This window comes from Vogesella lacus, assembly GCF_979366295.1.
The window spans coordinates 1-12,329 of record NZ_CEETQT010000002.1; the positions used below are offsets into that span (position 1 = coordinate 1).

Below are 12,329 nucleotides of genomic sequence, written 5' to 3' on the forward strand. Positions count from 1 at the left end.
GACTTGCTTGCTTTGTTTCGCTGCGTCATCAGCTGAGGAGGCGAACTATACCCACCCCGCCCCACCTCGTCAACACCTCAAAACCAGAACAATCACACAAAGTGAACAAGTCATTGATTATAAAGCAACCACAAATGAAAAAAAGTTGGCCGCAAGAATGAATAAGCACTTTCGCCATAGCGGTATACTGCCGCTTTCTATTACGGAATAGACTTTTGCTGCGGCTAAGTCTGCGTTTCTCCCATGACACACACCACCGATAACGATGATTTCCTGTGGCTGGAAAGCCTGAGCTCCCAAGAAAGCAGTAATTGGGTCACGCAGCAGAATGCTGCCAGCCGTGCGCGCCTGGATAGCGATCCACGTTTCGAGGGGCTACAGGCCAGCATCCTTGGCAATCTGCGCGACACCCGCCAGATTCCGTTTTTTGCCGAGCACGATGGCTGGCTCTACAACTTCCATCAGGACGAGCAGCACCCGCGCGGTGTTTATCGCCGAACAACCTTAGATAGCTACCGTAATAACCATCAGGAATGGCAGATCGTTATTGATGTTGACCAGTTGGCCGCAGAGGAAGAGGTCGACTGGTATATGGATGGCGTATCGCACTACACCTTGCAACCGACACGGGTGTTGCTGAGCCTGACACCGGGTGGCAGCGATGCCACGGTCACCCGCGAATACGATCTGGACACTCAGGCCTTGGTCGAAGGGGGCTTTGCCTTCCCTTATGGCAAGAATCATATTGCCTGGCGTGATCTGGACAGCGTGTTTGTCTGCCCGGCATGGGAAGAGCCCCAATTGAGCCGCGCCGGTTATCCGCGTGAAGCCTGGCTGCTGGAGCGTGGCCAATCCTGGGAGGAGGCCAGCCTGCTGCTGGAGCTGGATGAAGAGGCGATGATGGTTGCCGCCTGGCGTTTTCTGGACGCCGGCGGCAATGCCGCCGCTACTACGCCGGTCGCATTCGACATCATCGAGGCATCGGATAGCTTCTATAGCAAGACTTACTATCTGTTGAATCAGGACCGCCTGTTTGCCCTGCCCTTGCCACCGCGTGCCGAGATCGAGGCGTACAGTCATGGCGATCTGATCGTGAAACTGGCCGAAGATTGGACCTTTGCTGGCCAGCACCATGCAGCGGGCAGCCTGCTGGCGGTCGCTTGCAGTGCCGAAAACGGCAAAGTTGGCCGCATCAGCACCCTGTTTACGCCGGGAGAGCGCCAATCGGTCGAGATGGTGGAGGCGACACTGAATCTGCTGGCCATTATCGTGATCGACAATGTGAAAAGCCGGCTGCTGACCTTGCGTCAGCAAGATGGTGAGTGGCTGCCTCACGCCAATCCCTTGCCGACTGGTGGCGTCATCGAGTTCGCCGATCAGCCGTGGCACAGCGATCTGCTGTATTACAGCTATAGCGATTTTCTGACGCCGGCTGGGCTGTATCGCGTCGACCTTGCGGCCAACCTTGCGCCGGAAGTGCTGCGTCAGCAGCCACCCGCATTTGATGCCAGCGGCTATCTGGCCGAACAGCTGCATGCACGTGCGCCGGATGGCACCGACATCCCCTACTTTGTTGTACACAAAGGTGAGCTGGCACGCGATGGCCATGCGCCCACGTTGCTATATGGCTATGGCGGTTTTGAAGTGCCGATGATGCCCTACTATATGGACAACTTCGGCCCGCAATGGCTGGAAAAGGGCGGCGTGTTTGTGGTGGCGAATATTCGCGGTGGTGGCGAGTTCGGCCCGGCCTGGCATCAGGCGGCGCAAGGTACAAAACGCCAGGTCAGCTTCGATGACTTTATTGCGGTTGCCGAAGACCTGATCTCGCGCGGCATCACCAGTCCGCGCCGGCTCGGTATCGAAGGTGGCAGCAATGGCGGCCTGCTGGTCGGTGCCTGCATGGTGCAACGACCGGAACTGTTCAACGCCGTGGTCTGCGAAGTGCCGCTATTGGACATGTTGCGCTACACCGAGCTGCTGGCCGGTGCCAGCTGGATAGACGAATACGGCGACCCGGCCGATCCGGATGAGCGTGCCGCGCTGGCCGCCTACTCGCCGTATCACCATATTGCGGCCAACGTTCAGTACCCGCTGGCGCTATTCACCACCAGCAGCAAGGATGACCGCGTACATCCGGCCCACGCGCGCAAGATGGTGGCGAAGATGCAGGCCATGGGGCACGAGGTGCTGTTCTACGAAACCGATGGCGGCGGACACGGCGGCAATACCGGACAGGAACAGACCGCGGCCGAGCTGGCACGGGTGCTGATTTATCTGTATCAGCAGTTGTTTGATTGATCAGCTGACTCCACTGCAAACGAAGCCGGCCCTGCTGACAGCAGCACCGGCTTTTTCATGCATGCTGGCATTGCCCGGATCAGCCAGCCTAACGGACAAGCTCCTTGCCTGCACCACCCCTCGCCCTTACCATGCCGGAATCATCAGACTCCCGTCATGAGTACCATGTCCGATCACAACCAGTTTGATCTGCTGCGCAGCCGGCGCTTTCTGCCGCTGTTCATTACCCAGTTTCTGGGTGCCTTCAACGACAATCTGCTGAAAAACGCCATCGTGGTGCTGATCAGCTTTCACGGCCTCAGCCTGTCGCACTTGCCGGCTGAAGTTACCATCCAGTTGGCCGCGGGGCTGTTCATCCTGCCGTTCTTTCTGTTCTCGGCCAGCAGCGGGCTGATTTGCGACAAATACGACAAGGCGCGGGTCGCGCGCTGGGTCAAGCAGCTCGAGATTGCCATCATGCTGGTGGCGGCTGTCGGCTTCTGGCTCGGCAATGGCCTGATCCTGCTATCCACACTATTTTTGATGGGTTGCCATTCCACCCTGTTCGGCCCGCTGAAATACAGCGTGCTGCCGCAGTATCTGCACAAGGATGAACTGGTCGGCGGCAATGGCCTGATCGAGATGGGCACCTTTGTTTCCATTATTCTTGGCCAGATTGCCGGCACGGTGCTGATCGACCTCGACCCGCAGCGCAATATCATCATTGGCGCGCTGCTGCTGTGTGCCTTGGCCGGCTATCAGTCTGCCCGCGCCATGCCACCCGCACCCAGCACCAATCCGGATCTGAAGCTCGACTGGGGCATCTTGCGGCCAACCTGGCAGATCATCCGCGAGGCCAAGCGCGATCGCGCCATCTGGCTGGCACTGATGGGCATTTCCTGGTTCTGGTTTCTCGGTGCGCTGTATCTGTCCAAGCTGCCGACCTTTGCCGACAAGGTGCTACACGGTGATGCCAGCGTCTACACCCTGCTGATGACACTGTTTTCGCTCGGTGTCGGCCTGGGTTCGATGTGGTGCGAAAAGCTGTCCGGCAAGCAGGTCGAGCTGGGCCTGGTGCCATTCGGCTCGCTGGGGCTGTGCCTGTTCGGTATCGACCTTTACTTTGCTACGCCGCTGCCAGCCGCCAGCCTGCTTGACTGGCAAAGTTTTGCCGCCGACAGCAGCCATTGGCGGCTGATGGCAGACTTCACCCTGATCGGCGTATTTGGCGGGTTTTACATCGTGCCGCTGTATGCGCTGATCCAGAGTCGCAGCGCGCCCGAATTCCGCTCGCGCACCATTGCAGCCAACAATATCCTGAACTCGCTGTTCATGGTCGGCAGTGCCGTTTTCGCTGCGGTACTGGCGATTAGCGGCATGGACACGCCGACAGTGCTGCTTATTGCCGCCATCCTCAATATCGTGGTGGCCATCTACATCTACAGCCTGCTGCCGGAGTTCCTGATGCGCTTTCTGGTCTGGCTGGGCATCAGCACGCTGTATCGCATCGACGAGCAGGATCTGGAGCAGATTCCCGAAGACGGCCCCTGCGTACTGGTCTGCAACCACGTCAGCTTCATGGATGCGCTGATTCTGGCCGGCTGCGTGCGCCGCCCTATCCGCTTTGTGATGGATCACCAGATCTTCAAGGTGCCGGTGCTGAACTTCATTTTCCGCACCGCGCGGGCGATTCCGATTGCGCCGGCCAAGGAAGACCCGCAGGCCAAGCAAAGAGCGTTTGATGAAGTGGCTGCGGCGCTGGCCGCCGGCGAGGTGGTCTGCATCTTCCCCGAAGGCAAGATCACCTACGATGGCAAGATCAATCCGTTCAAATCCGGTATCGAGGAAATCGTCGAGCGCACGCCGGTGCCGGTGGTACCGCTGGCGCTGTGCGGCATGTGGGGCAGTTTTTTCTCGCGCCGCTACGGCCCGGCCATGCTGAGTTGGCCGCGCCGCATCCGTTCGCGCATCGCCCTGCGCGCCCTGCCGCCGGTGCCGGCCAGCGCAGTCAGTGCGGCCAACTTGCAGCAACAAGTCAGCCAGTTGCGAGGTGACTGGCAATAGCCGCCGGGCGGCTTGCCAGCCGGCAAGCCGCGTGCCAAAGTGTCAAACATAATCAACAAGCCTTAAATAATATCGACACAGAGGAAAATCATGAGCCGCATTGCCGACATCATTCTGTTCCATCAGCAAGACATCACGCCTGACGAGTTTGCCGCCCCGCCAGAACGACGCCTGGCCGGCGAATGCCAGCAAAGTGTCGAGCTGCATTACAGTGATCCGACCGGCCAGTTTCATGCCGGCCTGTGGTCGGGTGGCGTCGGTGCCTGGCGCGTGCGCTACACCGAGAGCGAGTTCTGTACCCTGCTGGAAGGCCGCGTTCGCCTGCATGATGATGGCGGCGGCACCGTCGAGATTGTGGCGGGCCAGCACTTCGTGATTCCGGCCGGTTTCAGCGGCATCTGGGAAGTCATCGAACCGGCGAAGAAAACCTTCGCGGTCTTCGAGGAAGACCGGCTGGCACGCAAGGACTAGCGCCAAAGGTTGGCCGCAAGCCGCCGGCTCGCCACAGCAAATGCAAAAGCCGCAAACGGATGTCGTTTGCGGCTTTTTTCATCGCGACACAGGCAGCATCAGCCTGCGCTCAGAAGCGTTCGCCTTCCGGCAGGTAACGCCACTGGCCCGGGGCTAATTTGCCAAGGCGCACGCGGCCGATACGGATGCGCTGCACCGCCTCGACACGCAAGCCGACGGCTGCGCACATGCGCTGGATGTGGCGGCGTTTCTGGTCTTTCAGGATGAAACACAGCTGCTGCTCGCTCTGGCGGCTGACGCGCAGCGCACCGAGCAACTCGCCCTCGTCGCTCAGGCCTTTTTTCAGCCGCGCCAGCACGCCTTCGTCCAGGCGGCCATGCACCCAGACCAGGAATTCCTGCTCGTACTCGTTGGCTTTCAGCTTGCGCAGAATCCGCCCGTCCTGGCTCAGCACCAGCAGACCATGAGCATCGGCATCCAGCCAGCAACCTGCGGCCAACCTTTGCTGATGACGCTTGAGGAACACCAGCCCGCTGCGATCTTCGCTGCTGCGGCTGTCTTCCTTGATCAGGAACCACGCCGGCTGCTCGCCCGGGCGCTGGGCCGGGCCGCTGACAAAACCTGCCGGCTTGTTGAGCAGAATCGTCACGCGCTCGGCCTGCTGCTGATGTGCGGCAGCATCCAGCGTGATCTGCTGTTGCGGCAAGACGCGGCTGCCCAGCACATTGACCACCACGCCATCCACGCGCACCAGTCCTTGCTCGATATATTCATCAGCCTCGCGGCGCGAGCACAGACCGAGCTCGGTCATGCGTTTGGAGAGTCGTACGCTATCGTCAGACATGGTGTGGTTTCCGGTAATGGGCAGGGTGGCGGATTATCCGCTGATTCGCGGCCGAGGCCAATGAAAAGAGTATGGCCCCGAACATTGCCGGGGCCATCTTTATTTTCAGTCGCTGACGACCTGCCTGATCTGCTCGATACCGGCCGGATCATCCAGCGTGGTCAGATCGCCCGGATCCCGCCCTTCGGCCAGCGCCTGTATCGAACGGCGCAACACCTTGCCCGAACGGGTTTTTGGCAGCTGATTGACGAAATAGACACGCGCCGGATTGGCAATCGCCCCCAGCTGTGCCGCCACCAGTGCAATCACCTCTTTTTCGAGCGCGGCGCGACTGCTGCCATCGGCCAGCAAGGCCGGGTTACGCACCACGGCAAACGCCTGCGGCACCTGGCCTTTCAGACTGTCCTGCACGCCCACCACCGCCACCTCGGCAATCGCGGCATGACTGCTGACGGCCTCTTCAATCTCGCGGGTACCCAGACGATGACCGGCGACATTGATCACATCATCGGTACGGCCAAGAATGGTGAAATAACCGTCTTCGTCCTTGATGCCCCAGTCAAAGCTCGAATACACCAGCCGGTCCGGAAACAGCGAAAAGTAGGTATCAACAAAACGCTGATTCTGCTGCCAGATGGTGCTCATGAAGCCTGGCGGCATCGGCGGCAGCACACCAATCACGCCCTTCTCGCCGGGGCCGACTTCTTCGCCAGTCTGCTCGTTAAAAAGGCGCACATCGTAGCCATACACCGGCAGGCCGGGGCTGCCAAACTTCACCGCCTTGTCCTCCACCCCGCGACACAAGGTCAGCATTGGCCAACCGGTTTCGGTCTGCCAGTAGTTGTCGAGTACAGGGACATTCAACTCGCCGGCAATCCAGCTGGCGGTCGGCTCATCCAGCGGCTCGCCGGCCAGAAACAGCGCACGCAGACTCGACAGATCATATTTGTGCAACCAGGCTGCATCCTGCTTTTTCAGCACACGAATCGCGGTCGGCGCCGAGAACATCACCGAGACACGGTATTTCTCGACCAGTTGCCACCAGATGCCCGCATCTGGCCGGATCGGCAGACCTTCATACACCAGCGTGCTCATGCCGCAGATCAGCGGCCCGTAGACAATATAGGAGTGGCCTACCACCCAGCCGATATCCGAGGTGCTGAAATAACACTCGCCAGCCTTGCCGCCATAGATGTATTCCATGCTGGCGGCCAGGGCCACCGCATAGCCGCCGGTATCACGCTGCACGCCCTTGGGCTTGCCGGTGGTGCCCGAGGTATACAGGATGTAACTCGGATGGCTGGACTCTACCCACACCACGTCAGCACGGGCATCTCGGTATTGCTCGCGCAGGGTCGCGTAATCCAGATCACGACCCGGCTTCATCATCGGCGCCTCGGCCAGCCCGCGATTAACCACCAGCACTTTGCCCGGCGCGGCAGGGCCAGCCAGTGACAACGCTTCGTCGACCAGCGGCTTGTAGGCAATCACCTTGCCGCCGCGCATGCCGGCATCAGCCGTAATCATGACTTTGGGCGCGGCGTCCTCGATACGGGTCGCGAGGCTAGCGGAGGCAAAGCCGCCAAACACTACCGAATGGATCGCCCCCAGCCGGGTGGAGGCCAACATGGCAAAGATGGCTTCGGGGATCATCGGCATGTAAATCAGCACCCGATCACCCTTTTCCACCCCTTGCGCCTGCAGGATCGCGGCAAAACGGGAGACTTCCTCATGCAACTCGGTAAAACTGTACTGCCGCTCTTGTCCGGTTTCGGTCGACACATAGATCAGCGCCGGCTGATCGGCGCGCTCGGGCAAATGCCGGTCCACCGCGTTGTAGCAGAGATTGGTTTCACCGCCGGCAAACCATTGCCTGAACGGTGGCTGATCATGCTGCAAGGCTTGATCGAACGGTTTATGCCAGTGGATGCGGCCAGCTTCGGCAGCCCAGAACCCCGCCGGGTCCTGAGTCGAGCGCTGGTGAAAGTCCTGATACGAGCTCATGTCGGGAGTTCTCCTGTGTCTGCCGTGTTGGCACGGTCTTAACAACCAAGCGGTTGCTTGGTTCAACATAAAGCCTTTTTGTTACTGTGGTCAATCAATCGCTATGCTGGAAGAACAACGATCAAGTGTGCCCGTTGCAGAAAAACCCTGCCGCCTGCCCGCCATGCAAACTGGCTGATTCAGGTACAAAGTATGGCAAAGCTGTCGCTGATGACTGGCTTGAATCACGCGGTCTGGGTTAGGCTTGGCTTACTTCTATTTTCATCGTTTCCGGGATGCCAAGATGGACATCAAGCACTACATGAATATTGTCGGACAAGCCGCGCGTAAAGCCAGCCGCGCCATTGCCCGCGCCGATAGCCAGCAGAAGAACCGCGCACTGTTTGCCATCGCCGATGCAATCGAGCGTGATCTGGAACGACTGATTGCGGCCAACATGCAGGATCTGGACAAGGCACGACTGAATGGTCTGGAAGACGCCATGCTCGATCGCCTGACGCTGTCGGAGAAAACCATCCGCAGCATGGCCGATGGCGTGCGCCAGATCGCCGCCCTGCCCGACCCGGTTGGCGAGATGGATGATTTCAGCTTCCGCCCGTCCGGCATCCAGCTGGGCAAGATGCGCGTACCGTTGGGCGTGATCGGCATCATTTATGAAGCGCGCCCGAACGTCACCGCCGATGCGGCAGCGCTGTGCCTGAAGGCTGGCAATGCCGTGATCCTGCGTGGCGGTTCCGAGGCTTTCCACAGTAATCAGGCGATTGCCGCCTGCGTTCACGAAGGCCTGCGTCTGGCCGACCTGCCTTTGCATGTGGTGCAGGTAATCGAAACAACCGACCGCGCTGCCGTGGGCGAGCTGATCACCATGAGCGAGTACGTGGATGTGATCGTTCCGCGTGGTGGCAAGGGCCTGATCCAGCGCATCAGCAACGAAGCGCGCGTGCCGGTGATCAAGCATCTGGACGGCAACTGTCATGTCTATATCGATGACACGGCCAATCCGGAAAAAGCTTTCCAGATTGCGCTGAATGCCAAGACCCACCGTTATGGCACCTGCAACACCATGGAGACTTTGCTGGTGCATACCGCCTTTGCCGGATTCATTCTGCCAAGGTTGGCCGCAGCCTACTGGGAGAAAGGTGTCGAGCTGCGCGGATGCGAGCGCACGCAAGGCATACTCGGCGACAAGGTAGTACCGGCCTGCGAAGCCGACTGGGAAACCGAGTATCTGGCACCGGTGCTGGCTATCCGTGTTGTCGAGGATATGCACGAGGCTATCGAGCACATCAACCAGTACGGCAGCCATCACACCGATGCCATCGTCTCGGAAGACTACAGCCGCACCCGCCAATTCCTGCGCGAGGTAGATTCGGCCAGCGTCATGGTGAATGCCAGCACACGCTTTGCCGACGGTTATGAATACGGGCTTGGTGCCGAAATCGGCATTTCCACCGACAAGATCCATGCACGCGGCCCGGTCGGCCTGATCGGCCTGACCAGCCAGAAGTGGATCGTGCTCGGCGACGGTCAGATCCGTCAGTGAGCACGGCTATGTAACAGGGGGTTCCATGACAGAGCCGGCATCAGAAAGTCTGAATGTCCGCATCCTGCATGAGCGCATCAGGCTGGTCGCTAACCGCAGTTTTGTGGCCAGCCTGAGCACCCCTGTGGCAGCCTCCCTGTTACTTGTCATTTCCCGCCTCGAGAATCTGCAACAGGCCAGTGCTTTTCTCTGGTGGTTCGGATGGCTGCTATTCGCCGTGCTGCACAGCCTCAGCCTGACCTGGCCGATCTGGCGTCACGGGCGCACACCGCCAGAAGGCATGCGCTGGTTACGGCATTATTGTTTCAGCAAGTGGCTGCTCGGCACTTGCTGGGGCATCGTGGTCTGGTTTCTGCTGCCGGAAGCCAGTACTGCCATGACGCTGATGGTCTATCTGGTCTTGTGTGGTGTCGCGGCCGTCGTTGTCATTGTCCAGTCCATGTTCTGGTCGGCGGCGATGAGCTTTCTGTGCGGCATACTCTTGCCCATCATCATTCACGCACAACAACCGGAACACACGGTACTGGATTCATACGTTGCCATCTCGGGCACGGTTTACCTGATCCTGTTAGGCATTTACAGCCTGACCATCAATCGCCAGCTGATACGCGGCATACGGGCCATTGTCGAGGCCAATCAGCTGAGCAGCGAACTGATGGATGCCAATATCCGGACAGAACAGGCTCTCGCGGCGCTACAGGACGAGCACCGCAGACTGCAACATGCCCTGTCGACGATTACCCAGATGGCCAGACATGATGAACTGACCCAGCTACTCAACAGAAGAGCCATTCTGGCCTTGCTGCAGCAGTTCATGATGGAGGATGGGCCACTCTGCCTGGTGATGTTTGATATTGATCACTTCAAGAGAATCAACGACGAGCATGGTCACGACATGGGAGATCAGGTGCTGCAAGGCATGGCCAAACGGATATCTTCAACACTGCACTCTGGAGAGTATCTGGCCCGTCTGGGAGGGGAAGAGTTCTTGCTGGTATTCAGCATGAATGCAAGGGAAGCGTTACGGCGCTGCGAGTCGATCCGTACCCTGCTGATCAGCACACCGTTGGTTGAGACGCCACCTCTGATGATTACCGCATCTTTTGGTCTCGCCGATCGGCACCCGTCTGAATCACTTAGCGAATGGCTGAAACGCGCCGACCTGGCCATGTATGCGGCCAAACACGCAGGCAGAAACCGCATTCACGCATGGCATAACCAGACATCCGAAGACTGAAGACAATAACAATCAGGCTGGAACCGCCTGTGGCGCCAAGGAGCGTTCAGCCAGAATTTCAATTGCGTGAACACGAGTAACACCTGGCATCTGGCGCTGTAATTCAACGATCCAGAGCTCGACTTTTTGCCTGTCGCCATGTGCCATACGCAACAAGGCGCCATAAGCGCGACCAGTAAGATGTGTCTCCTGCTCGACGGCAACGGATTGGGTGTGCGCGGCATAGCGACGCTGCATCTGGCTATTGCGCAATAATGTGCGTACTTTTGCCTGCTCCCTCGCCGGGCGGATAAAGAAAACCCAGTAAAGAACCGCAAAAAATACCAATGCACCGACAACAAACCAAGTAAACAATGCAAGCACTCCTTCAAGCTGAGATACGAGTCTACTGCCAAAGGGTTTTAAATCAAATCCGTAAAAATACTAAATCATGAACTGTTAAACCTGTTTCAAGCATTTGTTTCCTATCAAGTTTATTTACATAAATTGCTGCAATAGACTCAACAACTGGCCACAATAGTATGACTATTGTTTACAGGGGAAGTTGCTCATGTACCGCCATATCACTATCGCTCTTGATGGAAGCCACAATGCCAATCCGGCGCTGATCGAGGCGGTGCGCCTGGCACAGCTATGCAAGGCACGACTCTCTCTCGTGCACGTTGTTTCCGTGCATGATTTTGCCATCGAAAATGTCGGGCTACTGGATAGCCAGGCCTTGTATGACGAAGCCCGCCAGCAAGGCAGCAAGATTCTGGAGGAGGCCGGCAAGCTGGCCGAAAGTCAGGGTGTACAAGCCGTTCCGGTGTTACTGGATGCCGCAGAAGGCGGTGCCGCGCTCGCCAGTGTGCTGGTCAGCTATACCCAAGCTGAAAACAGCGACCTGTTGGTAATTGGCACGCATGGTCGCAAAGGCTGGAAACACCTGCTGATGGGCAGTTTTGCCGAAGATGTGATGCGCCGCACCGCTGTACCACTGCTGGTTGTACGCAACCCGGAAGACGACGACAACCCTGCCGTCGTCACCGCAGGCTGATCAGCCAGCTCAGGCCAGACGGCGAGCGTGGATGAAAAATTCACGGTTGCCGTCGCCACCCTTGATCGGGCTGTCAAACCAGCCCAGCCGCTGAAATCCCAGTTCGTTCACCAGCGCAGTGATGCGATCCTCGACGCCGACATACAGCTTTTCATCTCGCACAATGCCGCCATGCCCAAGGCCGCTGCGGCCAACCTCGAATTGCGGCTTGACGAGGCTAAGCAAGGTTCCGCCCGGCTTGATCATCGGCAGTGCCGATGGAAACACCAGCTGCAAGGAGATGAAGGACACATCGCAGATCATCAGATCGAACAGCTCGCCGCCATTCGCTGCCTGAATGGCCTCGTGATCCAGCGCCCGCGCATTGATGCCTTCGAAAAACACCACGCGCTCGTCCTGTTGCAGTCGTTCGGCCAGCTGGCCATGACCCACATCCACCCCCACGACGCGTCGCGCACCGTACTGCAATACGCAATCGGTAAACCCGCCTGTTGACTGGCCGACATCCAGCACCGTCCAGCCATCAATTTCCAGACCGGCCTGCTGCAAGGCACCGGCCATCTTGAGACCGCCTCGCGACACATAGCGATCCGCTTCGTCAGGCTCGATGACAAAAACACTGTCTTCGGGGAATTTCTGGCTGGCTTTGCTGATCACACGAGCCACGCCGCCATCAGAAATACTCACGCGCCCAGCCGACAGCAGGGCCTGCGCCGCCGTACGGGAAGCCGCCAAACCCTGGGCGACCAGCAGCAGATCGATACGTTGCATTGTCAGGCTCCTGAAAAACCCGAAAGCGTGAGCAAATCTGCCTGCGCTGTCAAGCCGGCAAGGCCAGGCAGAATCCCTT

General features: G+C 58.7%; 11 protein-coding genes. 7 read left to right on the forward strand and 4 right to left on the reverse strand.

The window, feature by feature from the left end:
• From ACZ9W6_RS02345 to ACZ9W6_RS02360, 4 genes are all read left to right on the forward strand, one after another.
• Positions 1 to 211, forward strand: a 211-nt coding sequence (locus tag ACZ9W6_RS02345; RefSeq protein ID WP_465189464.1) for a hypothetical protein, incomplete at its 5' end; no start/stop codon positions are given.
• A gap of 32 nt (positions 212 to 243) precedes the next feature.
• Entirely contained in the window at positions 244 to 2,301 is a 2,058-nt protein-coding gene (locus tag ACZ9W6_RS02350; protein WP_465189465.1) for a prolyl oligopeptidase family serine peptidase, read from the forward strand.
• A 156-nt stretch (positions 2,302 to 2,457) separates the two neighbouring features.
• Positions 2,458 to 4,344 (forward strand): MFS transporter, encoded by a 1,887-nt coding sequence (locus tag ACZ9W6_RS02355; protein WP_465189466.1) that lies wholly within the window; start codon positions 2,458 to 2,460, stop codon positions 4,342 to 4,344.
• Positions 4,345 to 4,434: 90 nt separating this feature from the next.
• Entirely contained in the window at positions 4,435 to 4,815 is a 381-nt protein-coding gene (locus ACZ9W6_RS02360) for a cupin domain-containing protein (protein WP_465189468.1), read from the forward strand.
• A 109-nt stretch (positions 4,816 to 4,924) separates the two neighbouring features.
• On the opposite strand, the gene ACZ9W6_RS02365 is transcribed toward ACZ9W6_RS02360, so the two are convergent.
• Positions 4,925 to 5,659 (reverse strand): pseudouridine synthase, encoded by a 735-nt coding sequence (locus ACZ9W6_RS02365; protein ID WP_465189469.1) that lies wholly within the window; start codon positions 5,657 to 5,659, stop codon positions 4,925 to 4,927.
• Positions 5,660 to 5,764: 105 nt separating this feature from the next.
• Entirely contained in the window at positions 5,765 to 7,732 is a 1,968-nt protein-coding gene (locus ACZ9W6_RS02370; RefSeq protein ID WP_465189470.1) for a propionate--CoA ligase, read from the reverse strand.
• A gap of 214 nt (positions 7,733 to 7,946) precedes the next feature.
• Between ACZ9W6_RS02370 and ACZ9W6_RS02375 the strand changes: the two genes are divergently transcribed.
• Positions 7,947 to 9,206 carry a glutamate-5-semialdehyde dehydrogenase gene (locus tag ACZ9W6_RS02375; RefSeq protein ID WP_465189471.1) on the forward strand — a complete coding sequence of 420 codons (1,260 nt, stop codon included), beginning with the start codon at positions 7,947 to 7,949 and terminating at the stop codon, positions 9,204 to 9,206.
• 25 nt (positions 9,207 to 9,231) lie between these two features.
• Positions 9,232 to 10,443, forward strand: a complete 1,212-nt coding sequence (locus tag ACZ9W6_RS02380; protein WP_465189472.1) for a GGDEF domain-containing protein — start codon at positions 9,232 to 9,234, stop codon at positions 10,441 to 10,443.
• A gap of 12 nt (positions 10,444 to 10,455) precedes the next feature.
• Here ACZ9W6_RS02380 and ACZ9W6_RS02385 read toward each other — a convergent pair whose 3' ends face one another.
• Positions 10,456 to 10,797 carry a hypothetical protein gene (locus tag ACZ9W6_RS02385; RefSeq protein ID WP_465189474.1) on the reverse strand — a complete coding sequence of 114 codons (342 nt, stop codon included), beginning with the start codon at positions 10,795 to 10,797 and terminating at the stop codon, positions 10,456 to 10,458.
• A 196-nt stretch (positions 10,798 to 10,993) separates the two neighbouring features.
• Between ACZ9W6_RS02385 and ACZ9W6_RS02390 the strand changes: the two genes are divergently transcribed.
• Positions 10,994 to 11,479 (forward strand): universal stress protein, encoded by a 486-nt coding sequence (locus ACZ9W6_RS02390; RefSeq protein WP_465189476.1) that lies wholly within the window; start codon positions 10,994 to 10,996, stop codon positions 11,477 to 11,479.
• A 9-nt stretch (positions 11,480 to 11,488) separates the two neighbouring features.
• On the opposite strand, the gene ACZ9W6_RS02395 is transcribed toward ACZ9W6_RS02390, so the two are convergent.
• The gene (locus ACZ9W6_RS02395) at positions 11,489 to 12,250 is read right to left on the reverse strand and encodes a TlyA family RNA methyltransferase (RefSeq protein ID WP_465189478.1); all 762 of its coding nucleotides are present in this window, start codon (positions 12,248 to 12,250) and stop codon (positions 11,489 to 11,491) included.
• Positions 12,251 to 12,329: the final 79 nt, after the last annotated feature.

Coding starts and splice junctions, on each gene's coding strand:
- ACZ9W6_RS02390 (WP_465189476.1), top strand. CDS start 10,994: ATGTACCGCCATATCACTATCGCTCTTGATGGAAGCCACAATGCCAAT.
- ACZ9W6_RS02395 (WP_465189478.1), bottom strand. CDS start 12,250: ATGCAACGTATCGATCTGCTGCTGGTCGCCCAGGGTTTGGCGGCTTCC.
- ACZ9W6_RS02365 (WP_465189469.1), bottom strand. CDS start 5,659: ATGTCTGACGATAGCGTACGACTCTCCAAACGCATGACCGAGCTCGGT.
- ACZ9W6_RS02375 (WP_465189471.1), top strand. CDS start 7,947: ATGGACATCAAGCACTACATGAATATTGTCGGACAAGCCGCGCGTAAA.
- ACZ9W6_RS02355 (WP_465189466.1), top strand. CDS start 2,458: ATGAGTACCATGTCCGATCACAACCAGTTTGATCTGCTGCGCAGCCGG.
- ACZ9W6_RS02370 (WP_465189470.1), bottom strand. CDS start 7,732: ATGTTGAACCAAGCAACCGCTTGGTTGTTAAGACCGTGCCAACACGGC.
- ACZ9W6_RS02380 (WP_465189472.1), top strand. CDS start 9,232: ATGACAGAGCCGGCATCAGAAAGTCTGAATGTCCGCATCCTGCATGAG.
- ACZ9W6_RS02350 (WP_465189465.1), top strand. CDS start 244: ATGACACACACCACCGATAACGATGATTTCCTGTGGCTGGAAAGCCTG.
- ACZ9W6_RS02360 (WP_465189468.1), top strand. CDS start 4,435: ATGAGCCGCATTGCCGACATCATTCTGTTCCATCAGCAAGACATCACG.